Genomic DNA, 20,284 nt, shown 5'->3' with positions numbered 1-20,284 from the left:
TCACCTCCGAGGAGGTGACGACCCTCGCATGCGTGACGCTCAGCGTCGGCTCAGAAGACTTCTTCGTCTCCAAATAATCGGCCGGGTCCGCGACCTGCAGCGATCATTACTGTGGGGCGTTGACCTGGCCCTTTCTCTATTGCTGACGACGGGTCGCGACGGTCTTGATCAGGTGCCTTGCGGACTGTGTGCGGACCGCTCTGGCTGGCTCGGCGGCCAGTGGGACCTCTACTGCGGCCTACTAGGGCAGCTGAGGGCGCATCCCCTGCGATCACCCGATAGGTGGTGGCCGGTCCGGCTACGGCGGGCTCGTTGATGGTTTCCGGCTGAACGCGGCACCGGACGACGGCGGGCACCGCAGAGGGGCACCACACGGTGTTGCCTCGGTTGCCGGTGGTCTGGTCCTGCGGGTAGGCGGCGATGATCTCGGTCTCAGTGTCGAGCAGACTCGTGATTCTCCCGCTGCACACTGCTGCACTCCTTTTGGCGGCCACGCCATCAAAATTCATGGCCCCGCCGTCAAATTGGCGGCCGATCCAAAATGTTGACGGTCGCAGCACAAAATGACGACGAGGAAGTCAATCTAAAACGTCGCAACTTTAAATCGGACACACCCTGACCTGCATAAACGTCAGACTTGGCGTCTTTTCACGCGAAGCGCTTGACGCCCCCATTCGGCGCGCCGTTGAATTAGTTGCCACCCCAAGCAATCCCTACTCAAAACAGACCAAGGGGATAACCGTGTCCGAAAACGATCACCTGCGCCTCGCCGTGAACCTGGTACATGAACGCATCGCCGAGGCCGCCGAGTTCACTGCCACGCGCCGTGAACTGACAGGCATCTGGAGGGACGCTGCGGCCCGTCTCGTCTTTGATTCCTGGCGGACGAGCCCACCCCCGGACGGCGAAGCGGCCTTTGCCGAGTGGAAGGGGGCGCAGCGACTTCGGCTCAGCACTCGGCGACTGATGAGGCTGCGACTCGCCCTTGAGGGAGTGGGGGTCCACTGCGAGCCTTCTCTAGAGCGGCTGAGCGACGGCACTGACACAGCGCGGATCTATCGCATGTGGCGTGACCCCGAGCAGGCGGCGTGAGCCGCTAAAGGGGTCACAGATCATGGCCACCATTCGCGGTCGAGCGGACGGTAGGGCGCGGGCAACGGACGAGGCTTAGGAAACCAGCTCCCAGACGGTCACCTCGATCTTGATGACATGGCCAGCCGCTGGAGCTGAGACCACGCGGACGTAGGCCGTACGCCCTTCGTCCGTGTACATGCAGAACTGCCGTCCTGCATCCAAGCGGTCGATCTCGTACGTTGAGTTCCGCTCCACGGCTTGGCCGCACTCCGCCGCACTGGGTTCGGGTGATCCCTGCGGGAGTGGCGCCAGTCTGTGCTCTGCGGGTGGTGCAAAGAAGCGCGTGCTGGCGACTCTGCCGTCAGCGGCCGACGTCACAGACAGGTCCGCCCCCTTGCCCGAAGACAGCGCCATGGGCTTGGCAGAGTCCAGCTCTAGGTTCGATCCGTAGGCGCTCACCTCAACTGCAAACCCTTCCGGCCCAAACATGATCTTCGACAACTGCTTTGGGCTCGGCACTTGCTGACTTCCTGAAGCGGAGTCCCTGCGCGTCGATGGCGTGTCTCCACGAGACTCGGTGGGCGAATCACCAGAGCCACTGGCGAGCAGAGTGACGAGAATCCCGATGACCGGGATGACAATGCCGACGACCCACCATGCCCACCGTGGTTGCCCCGAGCCGTTGCGGCTCCCGCCGGCCTGGGCAGTAGTTCGTCTCTGGCCTTGATTGCTACCTATGGTCACTTGGGTTCCTCGTCGAGGGAGCTCACGTGTCGTTTGAGATCTCACCCTACGAGCGAGGTAGAAGTGGTCGCTGACTCTTTTGAGGAGACACAAGACGGTGCGGTCACGAGACTCCGCATTCGTACCGTTTGACTGGCGAAGTGGTGGTGCAGCGAACACCACTGGTTACGGCACGAGGAGTCCGATCTCGATGGCGAGGGCGCCCAGGGCTTCCTTCTCGGGTCCATAGATGGAGCGGATGTTGGCCAGCTGCTCGTCGCGGCTCGCGCTCGGGTTCACGTTGGCCGGGCCTTCGCCGTCGAGGAGGGCCTCAAACGTCGTATACGCGGTGACGCGCAGGACACGGACCTCACAGGTCTCGTTGGTGCCCTTGATACGGAAGCGGATGGTGTCGCCTGCGGTGAGGTCCTCTAGGTGCGGGTACTTCACCCGCACCTCGATGGTCTTGGTGCCCGCGGCCACGAGGTCGAAGTACTGGCGGTAGAGGTTGAGTTCGCGGACGCGGGCGGTGGTGTCGGTCATGGGGCGGGGACGCTCCTGGGCGCTGGTGTCGTCATCATGCGGCCGATCTCGGCAGCTGAGTACGAGCGGAAGAAGTGGCGGGGGTCGGACAGCAGGGTCTCGGTCAGGTCGAGCAGTTGCTTGGCGTACTCGGGCAACGAGCCGGGCCACTGCCGGGTGTCGAGCATCCAGTCAGCAGCGCCGTCGGGCAAGGGCGCGTGGCCCTCGCGTATCAGGGACTTGGACAGCTTCGCGCCGGTGTCGGTGACGATCTGGGGGCAGAAGAGTCGGGCTGGGAGCTGGGCTCGTGTGAGGCCGGCTGCCTGGAGGGCTCCGTCAACGAGGTGGGAGCCGAAGACCCAGTCGCCGCCCTTGACCATGACGTGGAGCGTGTCGCGTGGGCTGGACAGGGCGAGTTCTTTGACGAGGTTGCGGTACAGGGTGGCCAGGTCCAGATACGCGCCTGCGGTCGGCTTGATGGTCGTCTCGTAGGGGCCGTGGTGCAGGCACACAGCGGTCACCGAGGCGGCCTCTTGGCTGCTGGCGTGCACTTGCGTGCGCTCGGCGTACTTCTCCGCCCAGCCGCATCCGAGATGCGGGCACGGAACGCGAATGTGTGGGGTGCCCGTCGAGGGGGCGAGCCACCAGCGGGCGGCGTCGATGCGCGGCAGGATCCGTAACCAGGTGCGGCGGAAGTGCTCGCCCGCCTGCTGCTGTGTGTACGTCTCGACGCGGTACGGGATGCCCAGGCGCCGGGACAGCGCGGTGAACAGGGGGTCGTACAGGGCGGCGACGAGGTCGGTGAGGGCTCGGGCGCCGAGGGCCTGGGCGTAGGCGCGCTGGTAGCGGTGGCCGGTCGCCGGGTCGGTGGTCAGCTCGCAGGGGGCGTTGTCGAGGGCGCTGAAGAGGACTTCCGTCGGCAGGCCGAAGCGGCTTCGGAGGCGGGCGGCCATGGCGAAGGCAAGGGACTGGACCAGGGAGGTGCCGAGGTGCGGGGCACCGTTGATCTGGGTGCCGACGACCAGCACGATCCGCTCCGGCGGTCCGGCCAGAATGCGTGGAGTGAGGACGTCCTCGGCGTGGTGGAGGGCGTTGGCGAGCACGGTGTTCGGCGAGACGGGGTGCACTGTCACGGCGGATTCCCTTGCGTCGGGGAGCATTCGTTCCGGGTGTGGCCGAAGAGGAGCCGTCGCTGAAGCGTGGCACGGTCGATCTAGGCGTCGATCTCAGCGGGTGCGGCGGCACGCGAGAAGGCGTCGAGGCCCAGCACGAGGGCGGCCGGGGCGCGCTGGCGAAGAAGCAGGGCTCAGGGTCTGCCTGCGGGTATGCGCTTGCGGTGTGGGGTTCCGTTGAAGCGCAGGGCGGAGTTGGTCGGGCTGAGCGGGCGCAGGCGCGGTCCGATGTCGGGTGGTGGTGCTGTGCGGGGCCGAGGCGGAGTGAGGTCGCGACGGCGCGCATGCGCTGCTCGATGATCGCGGACGTCTCGTACAGGCTGCGGGGCGGCTGTCGAGCCAGGTGGCGGTCGCCAGGGAGGCGATCAGCCCAGGGCACGGGGTGCGCGGCTCGATGGTGCGGATGGGGATCAGCATGAGGTCACCGCCGGGACCTTGAAAGATGCCCAGACGCGTTTGCCGGGTCCTTCACGAGCTGCGACGCCCCAGTCGTCGGCGATGGCGGCGACCAGAAACAGGCCGCGTCCGTTGTCGCTAATGTCCCGCACTTGGTGTTGCCTGGGTGTGCCGTCGCCGCCGTCGTGGACTTCGACGAGTAGCTGGGCGTCGTGGATTTCGACGCGTACGAGGATCACATCGTCGGTCGACGTCCCGTGCAGCAGCGCGTTCGTGACGAGTTCCGACGTGCAGAGACGGACGTCGTCGAGGCAGTCGCCGCAGCCCCACTGGGTAAGGGTCTCGGCGATGAACTCGCGAGCTGCGCGTGCGGAGAGCTTGCGCCGGGCAAAGAGCATCACGCGCTGCACCGTGGCGCCTGCGGCGTGATCCGGCTCGTCGGTATTCGGCTCATCGCGTGGTCTGTTGAGCATGCCCAACAGCCAACCGCCGTCGCTCGTTTGGGTCGGGAGCCAGCGTGGGGGCCAAGCAGGGGGCCACTATGGGGGCCAGGATCCACATGCTCCGGGGAGACGGGATGGGCGACACGGGTATCGGTGCCTTGCTCCTCGGACTGCGCAAGGGGCGTGGGTGGTCGCAGCAGAAGGTCGCCGACGAGTACAACGCCCGAGAGGGCCGTGCCGCAATGACCGGCAAGGAGATCGGGCGCTACGAGCGTGAGGCGCGCATCCCGGTCCCGTACACCCGAAGCCACTTGGCTCAGGTCTTCACGGTCGACGTCGATGTCCTTGACCGCGCTGTCGCGCTCACCAAGCGGCGTCGTGGCGATGGGGACGGTGCGGAGAACCCAGATGGTCTGGCGGTTCCGAGCCCCGCAGAGCGGTCCGTGGCCGGCGCCGTATCGGCGGACGCCTCGTCGTCGGCCGAGTTCGCCAGGTTCATCACGCAGCGCAACGCCGACGAGGTGGTCGTCGAGCAGCTGGAGGCCGACGTGGCGCGACTCGCGCGCTCGTACGTCAGCCACCCTCTGCTGGAGCTCTACGTTGAAATCAGACAGCTACGGGACGGCGCCTTCGGCCTGCTGCGCGGGCGCCAACGGCCTCGGCAGACCAGCGACTTGTACGTCTCTGCCGCACGACTGTGCGGACTATGCGCCCACGTCTGCCTGGATCTGGGGCACTACGACTCGGCGGCCACCCATGCCCGCACCGCCCGCGCGTGCGCCGAGGCGGCCGGGCATGAGGGGATGCTGGCCTGGGTGCGGGCGGTGGAATCGCTGATCGCCTACTGGACCGGGCGCTATGAGCAGGCGGCCCGGCTTGCCCAGGCGGGGCGTCAGCACCGAGCGGGGGGAAGCATTGGCGCCCGCCTTGCGAGCCTGGAGGCGCGTTCGCTGGCGATAGCGGGCGACAAGGCGGGCGCCACAATCGCCCTGGCGGACGCGGAGTCCTCACGCGACGAGATGCTCGGGCACGACGACGCTCCAGGAGTCTTCGCCTTCCCCGCCGCCAAGCAGTTCGCGTATGCCGGGACGACGCATCTGGCCATCGGCGGTCGTGGCCATGTGCAGCAGGCCATCGCCAGCGCGGACACGGCGATCCGGCTCTACCGCAGCGCCGAGGCCGACGACCAGTCGGTCGGTGACCTCTTCGCCGCCCACCTCGATCTCGCCCGTGGCCACATGCTTTTGGACGACCTCGATGGCACCGAGGCGATGGTCGGCTTCGTTCTCGAGGCGCCTGTGGAGCGGGTGTCGGCGAGCATCGTGCGGCGGTTGGTTGATCTCGGCCGGGAGCTGGGTGGGCGGCAGTACGGTGGAGCTGCGCAAGTGACCCATCTGCACGAGCGCATCCAGCACACGGCCGTGCTCGCGGCCCCTCCTGCCGCCCGTCCTCCGGAGCTGCCGACGTGACCGAACTCTCCGCCGCCCACGACGCCGCTGTCACCGACCGCTACCGCCTTGCCGGGAGCGCCTACAACGGTGACCGGGATCTGGCTGCCCGGCAGTCCCTCTATCAGTGGCAGATGCCTCGCCATGACCTGCCCGGCATCGTCACCGAACAGCTGAGCGCCGTCCACGGGCGGGTCGTCGACGTGGGCTGCGGGAACGGCAAGTTCATCAAGCGCCTGCGTCAGGACCGACCTGATGTCGAACTTCTGGGCTTGGATATCGCGCCCGGCATTCTCCCCGACGTGCCCGGCGCGGTCGCGGTGGCGGACGTGGCGAGGCTCCCGCTGGCCACGGCGAGCGTGGACGCCGCCCTGGCGCTGCACATGCTCTACCACGCTTCGGACATTGCCCGGGCGGTGCGCGAGCTTGCCCGCGTCGTGACCGCCGACGGCCTGCTGATCGCGTCTACGAACAGCGACCGCGACAAGGCCGAGCTGGACGAGTTGTGGATGCGCGCGGCCGGTGATGTCCTCGGCACCGGGCGCGGTCCCGCGCGGATCTCCCTCAGCGCCCGGTTCTCTCTGGAGAAGGCGCCGGCCTTCCTCGGCGAGGAGTTCGGCCACGTCGAGACGATCGAACTGCCTGGCACCATCACGGTCCGCGATGCCGGACCGGTGGTGGCGCACATGGCCTCGTACCAAGCGTGGGCAGACCAGCACGACGTGCCCTTCGAGGCCACGATCGAGCGGGCCCGCACCATCCTGGACGAACACATCGCCCGGCATGGGGCATTCGAGATCCACTGCCTGGGCGGCATGCTCGTCTGCCGCCGCTAGCTGCGGCAGACGAGCATGTGAGTGGTGTCCGTGCGGCGGGTCAGTCCCGTCCGCGCTCGGGGTGGCGTCGGAAGAGTTCCCGCACCTTGATGGCCTCGACCAGCCGTTTGAACTCCGCCTGGTCAACGTCGGTCATCACACCGCAGATGTCGCTGATCGAGAACAGGGGGCCGGGGACCTGGTCTATGTACTTTGTGATCAGGGCATCGCGCGCCTTTTGCAGCGAGGGGAGTTCGGCCACCCAGTCGCTTTCCAGGAGTGTCTGTGCGGCCGCGGCGTCTATCTCTGCCTGCGTGGCGGTGGAGATCAGCTCCACTTCGGCGGCAGTGAACGGAGTCCCGTCACGGTGGTTGTGGTGAACAGTGCCGTAGCGGGAGGGGTCCGCATCGGTGAGGAGGATGACGACGTCGGGGCGGATGGAGGGCTGGGGCATGGGCGGTTCCTCGTGGTTGTCGTGTGATCGTCTGGTGCTGGTGGGTGGCTATGGCTCACCGGGTTCGATGAGGGCGCGATCGCGGTGGCTCGTATGTGGCTGGTGCCGCAGCGGCGGCCCGCGACGTGCCCGGATTGCGGCTGCTCTGCGCACGGACGGCCTGCGCGCGCCTGTTCGGTAGAGCAGTGATCCGCCAGTTGAGGACCTCGGCGGGACGCGCGGCCGTGTCGAGTTTGCGCTCGGCGACAACCTCGGCGAGGAGGCGCCGGGCGTTGTGACCGGCGGTTTCCGCGCGGGCAAGGGTGGTGGCCAGGGCGGGCCAAGCGGCGTCCGCCAGGATGCGGTCGGCGTGGTCAGGGGCAGCTTGGCGTACGGCGGTCTCGAAGCCCTTCACGATGTGGGGGCGAGGGGCGCGCTGGGCGAGGTCCGCTAGGACGGGCTCGGCGGTGTGGCGGTAGGTCGCCTGGAGATGGCGGAAGGCTTCTTCGGCTGCCGCTGCTTGCTGTTCGTGGCCGCGTTGCTCGTGCCACTTGGCGGCGGCACGGGCCAGGTGCAGGGCGGTGAAGAGGAGGGCGATGGCGAGGCCACCCGGAACGTTGGCGGCGTGGGCGAGCTCCCTGGCAGCCTGGCGGAGTTCGGTGGCGGCTTGGTGGTCGGCCCGGATAGCGGAGCGGCGCACCCGGTTGAACGCCGTTGCTGCTGCTTGCAGTTCGAGCTGGTGCGGGCCGGGAAGGGCGCGGGCCAGGTTGTGCAAGGTGTCGGCGAAGGCGTCCAGGTGGCCCTGGGTGCTGGCGTCGTCGCCTGAGTCGACGACGGTGCGGGCTGTGCGCACGGCGGCTTCCGTACGGCGCCACGAGTCGGCCGGGTCCGCCACCTGCTGCGGTCGGTCGATCACGTCCTGGGTGGGCAGGCGCTCGGCCAGGCGGCTGTAGGACAGGTCGGGGGCGAGCTTGGAGCCGCCGAAGAAGATGGTGTCGCCGGGGGCGGCCAGGCTGTAGCCGTCCACCTTGTTGGTCTTGGCGCTGACGCGCTGCTTGACCTGGATGCCGAGCGACGGGAGCACGGTGAAGTAGTCGTCGGTGCTGTGCACAGCGGCGGCGACCGCGTACGCGCGTTCGCGCAGCCACTCCCGCGTCGCCTTGTCCTGGCCGAGGCGTTCGGCCTTGGCTCGCTCGGCGCCGGTGGGCGTCTTGGGTGCGGTCAGGTCACCGGACTTGAGCTGACGCAGGCCGAACTCGGCCTCGATCTTGCGGCATTCGCGCTGCGCTCGCTGCCCGTCGCGGTTGGTGCGCGGGCGGCGCCCGTCAGCGCGGATGGTGGTGGCGAGGATGTGGATGTGGTCGTCCGCGTGCCGTACGGCGATCCACCGGCATGCCTGGTCGTCGCCCTCGGGGGCGATGCCGGTGGCGGCGACGATGCGGCGGGCGACCTCGGCCCACTCGGCGTCGGTCAGGTATCGATCACCGGGTGCGGTACTAGATCTTCGGCTTCAGCCCCGAGGACGTCGACTGGCTGCAGAAGGACAAGGTCGCCCATGTCCGCCGCCAGATCACGCACGATCGCGGCACGCTGGTGTTCGCCCCGCCGAAGGGCGGCACGGGGGACGACCTCAAGGACCGGTTCGTGCCAGTCGACGACGAGTTGGCCTTGCTGCTCTCCGAGCACATGCGCACGTACCCGCCGGTCGAAATCACCCTGCCGTGGATGACGACGGACGGCGATCCGGTCACTGTGCGCCTCGTGTTCACCACGCGCGAGCGGAAGGCGCTGAACAAGAACTACTTCAACTACCACTGGAAGAGCGCCCTGGAGGCGATCGGCGTGGTGAAGGCCCTCAACGACAAGCCCGTTGGCAAGGGCTGCAAGTGGGAAGAGTGCCTCGACAAGATGATGCATGCCTTACGGCATCTCTTCGCCTCCGAGGCGATCAACGAGGGCGTTGACGTTTACACCCTCGCGGACCTCCTCGGTCATGAGGACCCGGCGTTCACGCTGCGACGGTACGTACACCGGGTGTCTGGCGCCGTGGATAGGGCGCGCAAGGCCGTTGGCAAGCGCTACAGAACCGCAGCCTGACACAGCAGGGGCCTTGCCTCATCACACGTCAGCAGGTCTATCGCCGAGCGCCGCTCAGGACTGCCGAACCTCGGCGTCAATCAGCACTGTGACGCCGGGCTTGGCAGGACCACTGCACTGCCGCAGCGGCCCGGTCATCCATGTCGACCGCCAACCGAACCGAGGGGACAGGAAGTCTCCTTAGCTCACCTCGGCTGCAGTCATACACGGTGTGGATGCCTCCAGATTCACCGAGGTAGAGGGCGAAAAACGGCTCCTCAGTTGGATGCCCCGGCATCTTGGCCACCGTCACACGAACATATTGGAAGCGAAGCCCCATGGCCTGCTCGGCGAAACCGACCTGCCCGGTACGTACGATTCGCGCGCCGCGTTCCTCCATCACTCCCACTACCCAGAGACCGCTGATACTCAGGGCCATCGCCAGGGCGACAGCTACACGGGCAGGACGGTGGAAGCGTTGCGGCACCACAAGGGGAACCACTCCGACCGCAAGCCCAAACAGGAGCCACCAGAAGATCAGCAGCATGGCGGCTCCGGCGCCGTCGGACACCAACTGGCCCTCGCCGAATGCCGGAATACTGATCAATAGGGCGGATGGCAAGGCGAGCAGGGCGGTTCGGACCCACATGTGCTTCCGTACGAAGCGCAGGAAGCCGCCCAGCGTTCCGTCCGTCGGCGCCTGGGCAAGCCACATCACGAGGGCGGCAAAGAGACCGCTGACCACAGTCAGCATGAAGCTCACAATGAGCGCCATCGGCGCCACACGCCACAGCAGGGTTGACGCGTCTAGGCCAGCCCACTCGAGAGGCATGCCTTCGAACTGCCGGTAGAAGCCATCGACTGAGGCGTACAGGATGACGGAAAACCCAAGCGCCAGGGTAGTGAAAACTGCGCCCATGATCTGGATCAGCCCAGCCCCCGTCAGGCCCGCCTGCTGAGGAGGAAGCTCAGCCGTGGCGCCACCCATCGCCGCGTGAGCCTGCTCTGTTCGCGGTTCAGAGATCGTCAACGTGCCGCACTCCCAATGATATTGACAGCAATTGGGGCGCCACAGTACCGCTGCAGATCGCGGGGCTGGCTGCTCCACGTCCCTACGCGTTGACTACCGCCATGTGCACCTTTAGTGCACCGGAGCACTCCACACAACAGCATCAATGCAGGTCAGGAGCGTTTCCCAGCTCTACTTCGACATCTAAGCCGCGGACGATCCGGGACGATCCGAGCCACGGATGCTGCTGAAGGCCGCCACCTGCACGGTGGCGGCCTTCGTCGTCCCGTTGCGCGCCCGCTTCGGCTAGCGGGTCAGGGCTTCCTCGCGGGCCTGGGCGGGGCGGTGCTCCGCTCCGCGGCGGATGACGGTGTGGGACGCCTCCGCCGTGGCGAGGCCGAGGGTGATGAAGACCGCGCCGACGGCGCCGAGCCAGTGGGCGCCGAACCAGGCCATTCCGGCCTGTCCGACGAGCGGGGCGGCCGAGACGCCGACGTAGACCATCGCCGAGGCGAGGCCGGTGAGCAGGGGCGCCGCGGACGGCATCGCCGTGATCAGGCGGTGGGTCTGCGGGGCGAGCAGGCCCCAGCCGCACACGCCCCAGACGAGCAGCGCCACCACGGTGGACGGCAGGTGCGCGCTGGTCCACGGCAGCAGCGCGAAGTCGACGGCCGCCACGGCGATCGCGGTGTTGATGATGCGCCGGCCGCCGAAGCGGTCGATCAGGCCGCCCGAGCCGAGGGTGCCGACGGTGGCGGCGAGGCCCCAGACGAGGAGCAGGACGGCCAGGGTGGTGCCGCTGCCGTCCGTGGCCCGGTCGAGGCTCTCGCCTATGAAGGAGTAGACGGTGTACAGGCCGGTGTAGACGAGGAGCGTGGTGAGGAGCGTCAGGCCGATGCGGCGGTCGGCCAGGGGCGCCACGCGGGCGCGCAGCGGGACCGCCGGGGGCGTGGGGATCGTGGGCAGCAGCAGCGCGATGGCCGCGGCCGCGAGGACGCCGAGCGCGGAGACGAACACCATGGTGAGGCGCCAGTTGCCGGTGACGCTGCCGATCGCCGTGCCGAGGGGCGAGCCGAGCGCCGTCGCCGCGCTGAGGCCCGTCATGACGGTGGCGATGGCGCGGCCGCGCCGCTCGGGCGGCGCGAGGGCGGCAGCCGCGGCGACAGCGGCGGGCGTGACCATCGCGCCACCGAGCCCGGCCAGCGCCCGCCCGACCAGGGCCACGCCGAAGTCGGGTACGAAGGCGGTGACGAGGTTGCCCGCGGTGAACACCGCGAACCCGGCGAGGAACAGCGGGCGCCGGGACCGGCGCGCGGTGAGCGCGGCCATGACGGGGCCGAGGACGGCGTAGGTGAAGGCATAGGCGGTGAGCAGCCAGCCTGCCGTGCCGACGGATACGCCCAGCGAGTCGGCCGCGTCCGGCAGGATGCCGGCGATGACGAAGCTGTCGGTGCCGATGGCGAACATTCCGGCAGCGAGGACGATGAGGGAGCGGTACACGGGGACGGGACCTCCGGTGCGTGCGGTTCGGTTCGGGTCGGGTCGGGTTTGAGTTCGGGGCGGGTTTGAGTTCGGTTTCGGGCCCAGGGCCAGGTCCAGGCCCAGGTCCAGGCCCATGGAGCTTGATGTAACAGGTTTAGTTACGACAGTGGGCGCAAAAGGGGCCGGTCCGCTCGGACCGGCCCGTGCGGGGGTCGGTCAGGCGACCGTCTCCTTGAGCACGTCGGCGACGGTGACCCCGGCCAGCTCGGCCTTCATCGCCTCCTCCGCGCGGTCGTACGCACCCCGCAGCACCGGTGGAATGCCGCGCCCCACCGGGCACTCCTGGTTGGGCGTGGAGGGGTGCAGCGCGATGAGCGGGTCGGCCTCGACCGCCAGGTAGACGTCGCGCAGCGTGATCGCGTCGGGCTCACGGGCGAGGCGCCACCCCGCGCCCTGACCCCGCTGCGACACGACCAGGCCCGCGTCGCGCAGGCTGCCGAGCGTGCGCCGGATGACGACGGGGTTGGTGTTGACGCTGGCGGCGATCTGGTCGGACGTCACGATGCCGTCGGGCCGCTTCGGGCAGACCAGGGCCATCCACGTCAGCGCGTGCGTGGCCACGGTCATGCGGCTGTTGGCACTCATGGACCCTCCCGGCACCGGCATCTTCGCCGGACGTGACACCGGCGGAGCTGTCGCAACTGATTCTGTTACGACAGGTGTGCGTCTGTCCAGCCCCGGCCCGGGTTCACCGGCCGGGGCTGGACGGGCCGTCCTCCCGGTCGTCGAGGAGCGCGGCGAGCTTCTTGGGGGCCTGGAGGCGGTAGCTCTCCATGAGGAGTTCGGCCACCTCCGCCCAGTCCGTCGTGTCCTCGTACAGGCGCAGGCCCACCACGTTCGCGCCCCAGTCCAGGCGGAAGAACGGCGGCCCCGCGTGGGTCAGGGCCGCCAGCTCCTCGCCCTGGGCGCGGAAGGTGAGCGTCGTGGTGGGGGCGGCGGTGTGGGTGTGCGTGGAGCTGGGGCGCGTGGGGTCGGTGACGTAGACGTGGGCGAAGGTGCGGCCGCGTATGCGCCAGCGCGTGCCGATCCAGGCCTGCTCCTCGTACGCGTCGGGGAGTTGACCACAGATCGCGCGCAGGCGGGTGAGGGCGTCGGGCGGGACCTCGTCGTCGGGGTGCGTGGTCATCCGGGGAGTGTAGGGGGCGGCGGTGACAGGCGCAGGAAGGTGATCGTGGGGTGGTCCTGGGGGTGCTCGCCGGTCCCCGGTGGGGTCACGCGGGCCCGTACGCCGTAGACCTCCGCTATCAGGTCCTCCGTGATGACCTGTGCCGGCGTGCCGTACGCCCGTGCCCTGCCCTCCTTCAGGACCAGGATCTCGTCGCAGAACATCGCCGCCAGGTTGAGGTCGTGGAGGGCGACCACGGTCGTGAGCGGGAGGGACGCGACCAGGGTCAGGAGGTCCAACTGGTGGTGGATGTCCAGGTGGTTGGTGGGTTCGTCCAGGAGGAGCTCCCGGGGGGACTGGGCCAGGGCGCGGGCGATGTGGGCGCGCTGGCGTTCGCCGCCGGAGAGGGTGTGCCAGGGCTGGCCGGCGCGGTCGGTCAGGGCGGTGCGGGCCAGGGCCTCGGTCACGGCCCGCTCGTCCTCGGCGGTGCCGGGCGACCAGGCGCGGCGGTGCGGGACGCGGCCGAGGCGTACGACGTCCCGTACCGTCAGGTCGACCTGGGTGTCCGCCTGTTGTTCCACCAGGGCGAGGCGGCGGGCCACCGCGCGGCGGCCGAGCTCGCGCAGGGGCGCGTCGTCCAGGGTGACCACGCCGGACGTGGGGGCCAGGACGCCCGCCAGGAGCCGCAGGAGGGTGGACTTGCCGGAGCCGTTGGGCCCCAGGAGGCCCACCACGGTGCCGGGCCGGGGTGCGAGGGTGACGCCGTCCACGATCAGGCGGCCGCCCGCCGCACGGGAGACCCGCCGGGCGCGCAGACCGCTGCTCGTGGCGCCCACACCGACGCCCCTGTCGTACTCACCGGCCCCCACGCCGCACTCGCCGACGCTCACGTCGCCCGCCTCGACGCCCACGTCGTCCGCCCCGGCACTCACGTCGTCCGCTCCAGCGCTCACGTCGTCCTCCTCGTGCGGTAGAGCACCACGACGAAGGCCGGGACCCCGATCAGTGACGTGACCACTCCCACCGGCACCTCCTGCGGGTCCAGGAGCGTACGGGCCAGCGTGTCCACCCAGATCAGGAAGACCGCACCCGTCAGGGCCGTCACGGGCAGGAGCCGTGCGTGCGTCGCCCCGACGAGCGCGCGGGCCGCGTGGGGCAGGGTCAGGCCGACGAAGCCGATCGCCCCGGCCGCGCTGACCAGGGCCGCCGTCAGGAGCGCGGTCGCGCAGAGCAGGACAAGACGGACCCGGGTCACGTGCACGCCCAGGGCCGCCGCCGCGTCCTCGCCGAAGGCGAACGCGTCGAGCGTACGGGCATGGGCGAGGCAGACCGCGAGGACGACGACGAGCACCGCCGCGCACGCCGCCACGTCCGGCCAGCCCGCCCCGCTCAGCGAGCCGAGCAGCCAGAACAGGACACCGCGCGTCGTCTCCGCGTCCGCCGACGTCAGGACGATGAAGGACGTGACGGAGGAGAACAGCTGCATCGCCGCCACGCCGCACAGGACCACGCGGTCCGTCGTGCCGCCCAGGGCCCGGCTGAGCAGGAGGACGAACGCGAAGGAGCACAGGGCGCCGGCGAACGCCCCGGTGGACAGCGTGAGGACGCCCCCGCCGACGCCGAGGACCACCACCGCGACGGCGCCCGTGGACGCCCCGGAGGACACGCCGAGGACGAACGGGTCCGCGAGCGGGTTGCGCAGCAGCGACTGCAGGACCGCACCGCACACGGCGAGGCCCGCGCCGCACACGCCCGCGAGCAGGGTGCGCGGCATGCGCAGGTTCCAGACGATGCCGTCGCGCAGCGGGGTCAGGCGCGGCTCGCCCCAGCCGAGGTGCGCGGCCACCGCCGCCCACACGTCGGGGACGGAGATGTCGGCCGGGCCGATGGTGACGGCGACCGCCACGGACAGGAGGAGCACCGCGAGCCCCGCCGCCCACAGCAGCCCCGCGCGCCACGCTCCCCCCGCCCCCTCACGCACGGCCGCCCCCTCACGCACGGCGCCCCCCTCACGCACGGCGTCCCCCTCGCGCACGGCGGCGCTCACCGCGCCAGGCCGAACTTCCGCAGCCCCGCGGCGACTTGTTCGATGCCGTCGACCGTGCGGATCGTCGGGTTCAGGGCCTGGCCGCTGAGCAGGACGTACCGCTTCTTCTTCACCGCCGTGAGGTTCTTCGTGACGGGGTTGGACTCCAGGAACGCGATCTTCTGCCGGGCGCTCTCCGCCGACTGGGCCTTGCGGGTGAGGTCGCCGACGACCAGGACGTCCGGGTCGCGGTCCACCACCGTCTCCCAGTTGACCTGGGGCCACTCGGCGCGGGTGTCGGCGAAGGCGTTGCGTACGCCGAGGGTGCGCGTGATGACGCCGGGCGCACCGCAGCAGCCCGCGATGTAGGGGGCCTTGGAGTCGGAGAACCAGTACAGGACGGACGCCTTGGAGGACCTGACCGTGCGGGCCGCCTTGGCGGTGCGGGCCTTGAGGTCCGCGACGAGCCGCTCGCCGCGCGCCTCGACGTCGAAGATCCTGGCCAGGTCGCGGATCTCGCCGTAGACGGTCTCCATGGTGAGCGTCCGCACGCGCTTGCCGTCGCCGTCGCCGGAGTTGTCCTTGCCCGCGCAGTCGGTGGGCGAGACGTAGACGGGCACGCCGAGTTCGGCGAACTTGGCGCGGTCGGCCACGCCGCCCTTGCCCACGGTGTAGAGGAAGGACGCGCTGACGAAGTCGGGCTCCTTGGAGAGGACCTTCTCCAGGGACGGGTAGCGGTCGGCGAGCCGGTCGACCTTCGCGTTGGCCTTCTTCAGGTTCGGGCGGACGGGGTCGGTCCAGGTGCCGGTGCCTGCCATGCGGTCGGCGAGGCCGAGGGAGAGGAGGATCTCGGTGGAGCCCTGGTCGAGGGAGACCGCGCGCCGGGGCGGGGACTTCACGTGGACCTTCTCGCCACAGGCGGTGACGGTCACCGGATAGCCGTCGGCCCCGGCCCGGTCGTCGTCCCGCGCGGCGGGGCCGCCGCAGGCCGTGACGAGGACGAGGCCCGCGGCGAGCAGGGCCGGAAGGCGCACGCGACGTACGCGAAGAACGGGTGAGGGCACAGGACTTCCCGGGTCTCATGGCTCATACGCGGAGCCTGGTCTGCGAAACCCCGCCACCCGGCGCGCGGACGGCGGTGCCAGCAGGTCTTCGGACTCGGGTTCGTCCGGACGGGCCGCCTTCCCGGGCGCATGGAACGCCCAGTGGCCGTCGGCCCGCCCGTCCCCCTCACCGCTGCGCGTCAGCTCCGGATTCCCACCGGATTCCCCGACCCAGGTGTGGGTGCGACTGGCGTGCGCAAGCTATCACCCCGGCCGAGCGTCACGGCTGGTCGGGGCGGGGTTCGCCGCGGTACGTGCCGAAGGACCACTTGTTGCCCTCGGGGTCGGCGACGATGAACTCGCGGCTGCCGTACGGCTGGTCCTCGATCTCGCGGACGACCCGCACGCCGGCGTCCGTGAGGCGGCGGTAGAGGGCGTCGACGTGGTCCGTGACGACGTACGCGCCGAACGTCCCCGGCTCCCGGCACCGGTCGGTCGCCTTCGGGTCGTGGCTGCCGAGCATGACGCCGCCGCCTTCGGGCCAGTCGAGCTGGGCGTGGGCGACGCGGCCGCCGTCCTCGTACACGGCGGTGCGCAGGAAGCCGACGGTGTCGACGAGGAAGTCGATCAGGGCGGGGGCGTCGTGAGCCATGAAGGTGGGCCAGATGTCCGGAGCGCGCAGGTTCTTACCGGTCTGAGGTGTTTCGGTGGTGTTCATGGGCCTCAGTCTTCGCCGTTGCGGTGTCCCCCGGCTTGGATATTCCGGCACTCTTCGGCCAGCCAGGCGCTCGGGCTGAGCTCCGTGTACTGGTGGAAGTCCCGTACCAGGTGGGAGTGGTCGTAGTAGCCGCTGTCGGCGGCGACGCGGGCGAGGTCCAGGGGCGCGCCCGCGGCGAAGGAGCGGACCACGCGCGCCTTCGCGTGCTGGAAGCGCATCAGGCGGGCGGCCTGCTTGGGGGTGACGCCGGTCTCGGCGCGGAAGAGGGCGGACAGGCGGCGCTCGCTGAGCGCGACGTGCGCGGCGAGGCCCCGCAGGGTGCCCGCGCCCCGGTGCCGGGCGAGCCAGGCCCAGGCCTCGGCGACCTCGGGCCGCACCCCGCCCACGTACCCGGCGTCGGCCACGCGGCGCGCCAGGTAGGCGTTGAGGCGCCCGAACCGCTCGTCCCAGCCGTCGGCCGCGCACAGCTGCTCGCGCACGTCGGCGACCATCCGCCCGAGGACGTCCGTGCCGTCGGTGACGAGCCGCCCGGTCAGCTCGGCGGCGGGCAGGCCGAGGAGCGCGCGGGCCGCGAGGGGGTGCAGGGCCAGCTGGATGCCCGCCTCGTGCTCGGGCTGAACCACGTACGCGGGGCTCTGGTGCAGGCCGCCGACGACGATCTCGGTGCGGGCGGCGCCCGGGCCCGTGGCCTGGCCGGGGGTGGAGCCGGTGACGACGGGGCCGTCGAGCGAGAAGATCAGCGTCAGATACGGGGACGGCAGGCCGCGGTGCAGCGCGGGCCGCTGGCCGCGGGTGCGATAGCCCACGGCGGACACGACGAGGCCGCCCTGCTCCGGCGGGAGCACGGCACGGACGAACTCGCGCGACGCGGGGTCCATGGGTCCATTGTGGTGCGCCCCCGCGGGGTCCGCGCGGGCCCTCGGCTACCCGCGCCGGGCTGTCCCATGCCCGGCACGCACGGTGACATCGCTCATGGGATTCCGGGGCCCCGCCCTCGTAGCATGACCCGCCGCTCCGCTCGGGGCGGACCTCGCATCCAGGGAACGGAAACCATGGCTACACGGGCAAAGAGCGGTGCAAAGACCGGCGCGACGTACAAGCCGGTGCTCCTCGGCGCGGCGGGGGCGCTCGCGGCGGCGGTGTTCGCGGGCGGCGCGGTGTGGCCGGGCGCGGACGCCGACGCGGCCGCGAAGGCGCCGGACTTCGCCCGTACCGCCGCGGCCAGCCTGAAGCACTGGCCGAAGCCGGTCGCCGCGAAGCTCGGCAAGGTCATCGCCGCGCACGAGGACAAGGGCGCGTACGCCGTCTTCGACGCGGACAACACGACGTACCGCCACGACCTGGAGGAGGCGCTGCTTCCGTTCCTGGAGATGAAGGGCGTCCTGACGCGGGAGTCGATGGCCCCGTCCCTGAAGGTCATCCCGTTCAAGGACACGGCCGGGCACAAGGAGAGCCTGTACAGCTACTACAACCGGCTGTGCGAGGTCGACGACCAGGTCTGCTACCCGTGGGCGGCACAGATCTTCTCCGGCTTCACGCTGAAGCAGCTCAAGGGGTACGTCGACGAGCTCCTGGCGTACGACAAGCCGATCCCGGCGACGTACTACGAGAACGGGAAGGTGACGAAGACCGAGGTCGAGCGGCCGGAGTTCTTCCCCGGGATGCGGGAGCTGTACAAGTCGCTGCGCGCGCACGGCATCGAGGTGTACGTGGTGAGCGCGGCGAGCGAGGACCTGGTGCGGATGGTGCTCGCCGACCCGAAGTACGGGTACGGCGTGAAGCCGCAGAACGTCATCGGCGTCGGGCTCCAGCTGAAGGACCGGAAGACGGGCCGTGTCACCAGCTCCCGCAAGGAGATCGCGGAGGGCCGCTTCACGCCCAAGGACCGGAAGCGGCTCGCGAAGTACGAGCTGACGCCGAACCTGTGGGCGCCGCTGACCTGGTACCAGGGCAAGCCCGCGGCGATCTCCACGTACATCGACGAGTGGAAGAAGCCGGTCCTCGTCGCCGGTGACACGCCGGTGAGCGACGGCCCGATGCTGTTCCACTCGGCGGACGTGCGGCACGGGGGTGTCCGCGTGTGGGTCAACCGCAAGGAGAAGTACCTGCGGCAGCTCGACGGGATGAAGCGGGAGAACGCGGCGCGCCAGCGGGAGTTGGGGCAGCCCGTGACGGCGGACAAGCGGTGGCTGACGGTGACGCCGGAGCAGATCGGCTAGGCCGTATCCGCAAAGTCCCCCCGGGTTCACCCGGTGCTCGCCGCGATCACGCCTGCGGCTATCGCGCTCGTCAGGGCCTCGTGGTCCTTGGCGTTCTGCGTGGCGTAACGGCTCGCGAAGGACGCTATCGCCCGGTCGAAGGTGTCGCTGCCGCCCAGGTACGCGGCGATCGCGATGCGGTCGCCGGAGCGGGCGTGGGCGCGGGCGAGGGCGGAGCCGCAGAGGCGGGCGTAGCCGAGGAGTTCGGCGGGGCCGAGGTCGGCGATGTCGACGGAGCCCTTCATGTCGCGGAGCTGGCGCCAGTAGTAGGCGCGGCCCTGGGGTCCCGTCATCCAGCCGAGGAAGATGTCGCCCGCGGCCTGCAGCAGACGCTGGCCGGAGACGACGCGGTGGCCGGGGTGGACGTAGGGGCCGGACGGCAGGTGCTCCTCGAGGACCGACCGGACGGCTTCCTTGATCTGGAGGAACAGCGGGTCGCCGGAGTCGCGGCCGGTGAGCAGCACGATGAAGCAGCGGGTGCCGACGCTGCCGACGCCGACGACCTTGCGCGCGGCGTCGACGAAGCGGTAGCGGTCGAGGAGCAGGCGGCGCTCCTCGGCGAGGGTGGAGCGGTAGTCGCCGAAGATCTTGCGCAGGGCCGCCATGTCGGGGGCGCCCGCGGGTTCGAGCAGGGGCGGGTCGTGGATGATGCGGCGGTGCCCGTCGACGAGTTCGGTGAGCTTGCCGAGGGCCTGGAGGCTGGTGCGGCGGCGGGCGCGGTCGAGGCGCTCGGCGGTGCGGCGGCGGTCGCGGGCGGACGCGATCAGGGGCAGCAGGTCGTCGGTGTCGATGCGTTCGTACCAGACGTCGAGTTCGCCCTTGCGGGCCAGGCGGCGGATGCCCTTGCGGTACGCAGTGACGGCGGCGAGCGCCGCGTCGTGGGCCTTGTCGTCGCCGTGCCCGGTCTCGTGGGCGGCCACGGCGACGCTGGCGGCGAGCCGTTTGACGTCCCACTCGAAGGGGCCGGGGTAGGTCTCGTCGAAGTCGTTGAGGTCGAACAGGAGCCGGCGTTCGGGCGAGGCGAACACGCCGAAGTTCAGCAGGTGGGCGTCGCCGCAGAGCTGGACGGTCAGGCCGGTGTGCCGCTGGGCGGCGAGGTCGCCCGCCATGACGGCGGCGGCGCCGCGCAGGAAGGCGAAGGGCGAGGCGGACATCCGGCCGTAGCGGATGGGCAGCAGGTCGTGGAGGCGGTCGGCGGCCTGCCGTTCGAGGACGGCGACCGGGTCGGGGCGGTCGGCCGAGGGGATCCAGGCGCCGTGCGACGAGCGGGAGGCGCGCTTGCGGGCCGCCCTGCCCCGCTCCGCGCGCTCGGCCGGCGTGCTCATGGCGATCCCCTCTCTGCCCCTCTCTCGCGCCTCTAGAGCAGCAAATGCGGCGGGGGGCGTGCGCGCATGCCGGGTCCGCCGAACGGGTGATCGGTGCGGGTGCGGGGCCCTAACGGGGGGTTCCCCAATCCCGCCCCTTCCCGACCTGGGGGCTCC

At 70.2% G+C, this 20,284-nt stretch carries 19 protein-coding genes, 1 pseudogene and 1 riboswitch; of the genes and pseudogenes, 5 read left to right on the top strand and 15 right to left on the bottom strand.

Annotated elements, in window-relative coordinates; genetic code table 11:
• Positions 1-741: 741 nt before the first annotated feature.
• Positions 742-1,092: a hypothetical protein gene (locus ACFWZ5_RS29215; protein WP_384793875.1), complete on the top strand. Its 351-nt coding sequence runs from the start codon at positions 742-744 to the stop codon at positions 1,090-1,092.
• Between the two features lie 891 nt (positions 1,093-1,983).
• Here ACFWZ5_RS29215 and ACFWZ5_RS29210 read toward each other — a convergent pair.
• The 3 genes from ACFWZ5_RS29210 to ACFWZ5_RS29200 all read right to left on the bottom strand — a co-directional run bounded on the left by ACFWZ5_RS29210 (position 1,984) and on the right by ACFWZ5_RS29200 (position 4,360).
• Positions 1,984-2,340: an ASCH domain-containing protein gene (locus ACFWZ5_RS29210; RefSeq protein WP_384793869.1), complete on the bottom strand. Its 357-nt coding sequence runs from the start codon at positions 2,338-2,340 to the stop codon at positions 1,984-1,986.
• On the bottom strand, positions 2,337-3,452 hold the full coding sequence (locus ACFWZ5_RS29205) for a hypothetical protein (protein WP_384793866.1): 1,116 nt from the start codon (positions 3,450-3,452) through the stop codon (positions 2,337-2,339). Before ACFWZ5_RS29205 ends, ACFWZ5_RS29210 begins: the two co-directional genes overlap by 4 nt.
• A 449-nt stretch (positions 3,453-3,901) precedes the next feature.
• The gene (locus tag ACFWZ5_RS29200) at positions 3,902-4,360 is read right to left on the bottom strand and encodes an ATP-binding protein (protein ID WP_384793863.1); all 459 of its coding nucleotides are present in this window, start codon (positions 4,358-4,360) and stop codon (positions 3,902-3,904) included.
• 104 nt (positions 4,361-4,464) lie between these two features.
• Here ACFWZ5_RS29200 and ACFWZ5_RS29195 point away from each other — a divergent pair, with 104 nt between their 5' ends.
• Together ACFWZ5_RS29195 and ACFWZ5_RS29190 are read left to right on the top strand one after the other, a co-directional pair.
• Positions 4,465-5,799 carry a helix-turn-helix domain-containing protein gene (locus tag ACFWZ5_RS29195; protein ID WP_384793860.1) on the top strand — a complete coding sequence of 445 codons (1,335 nt, stop codon included), beginning with the start codon at positions 4,465-4,467 and terminating at the stop codon, positions 5,797-5,799.
• Entirely contained in the window at positions 5,796-6,614 is an 819-nt protein-coding gene (locus ACFWZ5_RS29190; RefSeq protein WP_384793857.1) for a class I SAM-dependent methyltransferase, read from the top strand. Before ACFWZ5_RS29195 ends, ACFWZ5_RS29190 begins: the two co-directional genes overlap by 4 nt.
• Positions 6,615-6,654: 40 nt before the next feature.
• Here ACFWZ5_RS29190 and ACFWZ5_RS29185 read toward each other — a convergent pair whose 3' ends face one another.
• Together ACFWZ5_RS29185 and ACFWZ5_RS29180 are read right to left on the bottom strand one after the other, a co-directional pair.
• Positions 6,655-7,047 carry a hypothetical protein gene (locus tag ACFWZ5_RS29185; protein WP_384793854.1) on the bottom strand — a complete coding sequence of 131 codons (393 nt, stop codon included), beginning with the start codon at positions 7,045-7,047 and terminating at the stop codon, positions 6,655-6,657.
• A gap of 55 nt (positions 7,048-7,102) precedes the next feature.
• Positions 7,103-8,521: pseudogene (locus ACFWZ5_RS29180) on the bottom strand (relaxase/mobilization nuclease domain-containing protein); the annotation flags it as partial.
• Positions 8,522-8,670: 149 nt separating this feature from the next.
• On the opposite strand from ACFWZ5_RS29180, the gene ACFWZ5_RS29175 reads away from it, so the two are divergent.
• Positions 8,671-9,123, top strand: a complete 453-nt coding sequence (locus tag ACFWZ5_RS29175; RefSeq protein ID WP_384793852.1) for a tyrosine-type recombinase/integrase — start codon at positions 8,671-8,673, stop codon at positions 9,121-9,123.
• A 76-nt stretch (positions 9,124-9,199) separates the two neighbouring features.
• Here the strand turns inward: ACFWZ5_RS29175 and ACFWZ5_RS29170 are convergent, their stop codons facing one another.
• From ACFWZ5_RS29170 to ACFWZ5_RS29130, 9 genes are all read right to left on the bottom strand, one after another.
• Entirely contained in the window at positions 9,200-10,132 is a 933-nt protein-coding gene (locus ACFWZ5_RS29170) for a hypothetical protein (protein WP_384793849.1), read from the bottom strand.
• A 285-nt stretch (positions 10,133-10,417) separates the two neighbouring features.
• Positions 10,418-11,611 carry an MFS transporter gene (locus tag ACFWZ5_RS29165; RefSeq protein ID WP_384793846.1) on the bottom strand — a complete coding sequence of 398 codons (1,194 nt, stop codon included), beginning with the start codon at positions 11,609-11,611 and terminating at the stop codon, positions 10,418-10,420.
• Between the two features lie 198 nt (positions 11,612-11,809).
• On the bottom strand, positions 11,810-12,238 hold the full coding sequence (locus tag ACFWZ5_RS29160; RefSeq protein ID WP_384793843.1) for an Rrf2 family transcriptional regulator: 429 nt from the start codon (positions 12,236-12,238) through the stop codon (positions 11,810-11,812).
• A gap of 103 nt (positions 12,239-12,341) precedes the next feature.
• The gene (locus ACFWZ5_RS29155; protein WP_384793840.1) at positions 12,342-12,779 is read right to left on the bottom strand and encodes an MmcQ/YjbR family DNA-binding protein; all 438 of its coding nucleotides are present in this window, start codon (positions 12,777-12,779) and stop codon (positions 12,342-12,344) included.
• A complete protein-coding gene (locus ACFWZ5_RS29150) occupies positions 12,776-13,594 on the bottom strand; it encodes an ABC transporter ATP-binding protein (RefSeq protein ID WP_384793880.1) in 819 nt (272 codons plus the stop codon). Before ACFWZ5_RS29150 ends, ACFWZ5_RS29155 begins: the two co-directional genes overlap by 4 nt.
• Before the next feature lie 113 nt (positions 13,595-13,707).
• The gene (locus ACFWZ5_RS29145; RefSeq protein ID WP_384793837.1) at positions 13,708-14,739 is read right to left on the bottom strand and encodes a FecCD family ABC transporter permease; all 1,032 of its coding nucleotides are present in this window, start codon (positions 14,737-14,739) and stop codon (positions 13,708-13,710) included.
• Positions 14,740-14,801: 62 nt separating this feature from the next.
• Positions 14,802-15,818 (bottom strand): ABC transporter substrate-binding protein, encoded by a 1,017-nt coding sequence (locus tag ACFWZ5_RS29140; RefSeq protein ID WP_384793834.1) that lies wholly within the window; start codon positions 15,816-15,818, stop codon positions 14,802-14,804.
• A gap of 91 nt (positions 15,819-15,909) precedes the next feature.
• Positions 15,910-16,094, bottom strand: a riboswitch (cobalamin riboswitch).
• Positions 16,095-16,107: 13 nt separating this feature from the next.
• On the bottom strand, positions 16,108-16,545 hold the full coding sequence (locus ACFWZ5_RS29135) for a VOC family protein (RefSeq protein ID WP_384793831.1): 438 nt from the start codon (positions 16,543-16,545) through the stop codon (positions 16,108-16,110).
• A gap of 5 nt (positions 16,546-16,550) precedes the next feature.
• Positions 16,551-17,423 carry a helix-turn-helix domain-containing protein gene (locus tag ACFWZ5_RS29130; protein WP_384793828.1) on the bottom strand — a complete coding sequence of 291 codons (873 nt, stop codon included), beginning with the start codon at positions 17,421-17,423 and terminating at the stop codon, positions 16,551-16,553.
• 174 nt (positions 17,424-17,597) lie between these two features.
• Here ACFWZ5_RS29130 and ACFWZ5_RS29125 point away from each other — a divergent pair, with 174 nt between their 5' ends.
• Positions 17,598-18,764 carry a haloacid dehalogenase-like hydrolase gene (locus ACFWZ5_RS29125; protein WP_384793825.1) on the top strand — a complete coding sequence of 389 codons (1,167 nt, stop codon included), beginning with the start codon at positions 17,598-17,600 and terminating at the stop codon, positions 18,762-18,764.
• A gap of 26 nt (positions 18,765-18,790) precedes the next feature.
• On the opposite strand, the gene ACFWZ5_RS29120 is transcribed toward ACFWZ5_RS29125, so the two are convergent.
• Positions 18,791-20,128 carry a DUF2252 domain-containing protein gene (locus ACFWZ5_RS29120; protein WP_384793822.1) on the bottom strand — a complete coding sequence of 446 codons (1,338 nt, stop codon included), beginning with the start codon at positions 20,126-20,128 and terminating at the stop codon, positions 18,791-18,793.
• Positions 20,129-20,284: the final 156 nt, after the last annotated feature.

Origin of the sequence: Streptomyces sp. NPDC059003 (assembly GCF_042740445.1) — a bacterium.
In the GTDB taxonomy this organism is placed as follows: Bacteria; Actinomycetota; Actinomycetes; order Streptomycetales; family Streptomycetaceae; genus Streptomyces.
Note: the sequence above shows the minus strand (reverse complement) of the source record. Positions and strands in the feature narration are given on the sequence as shown.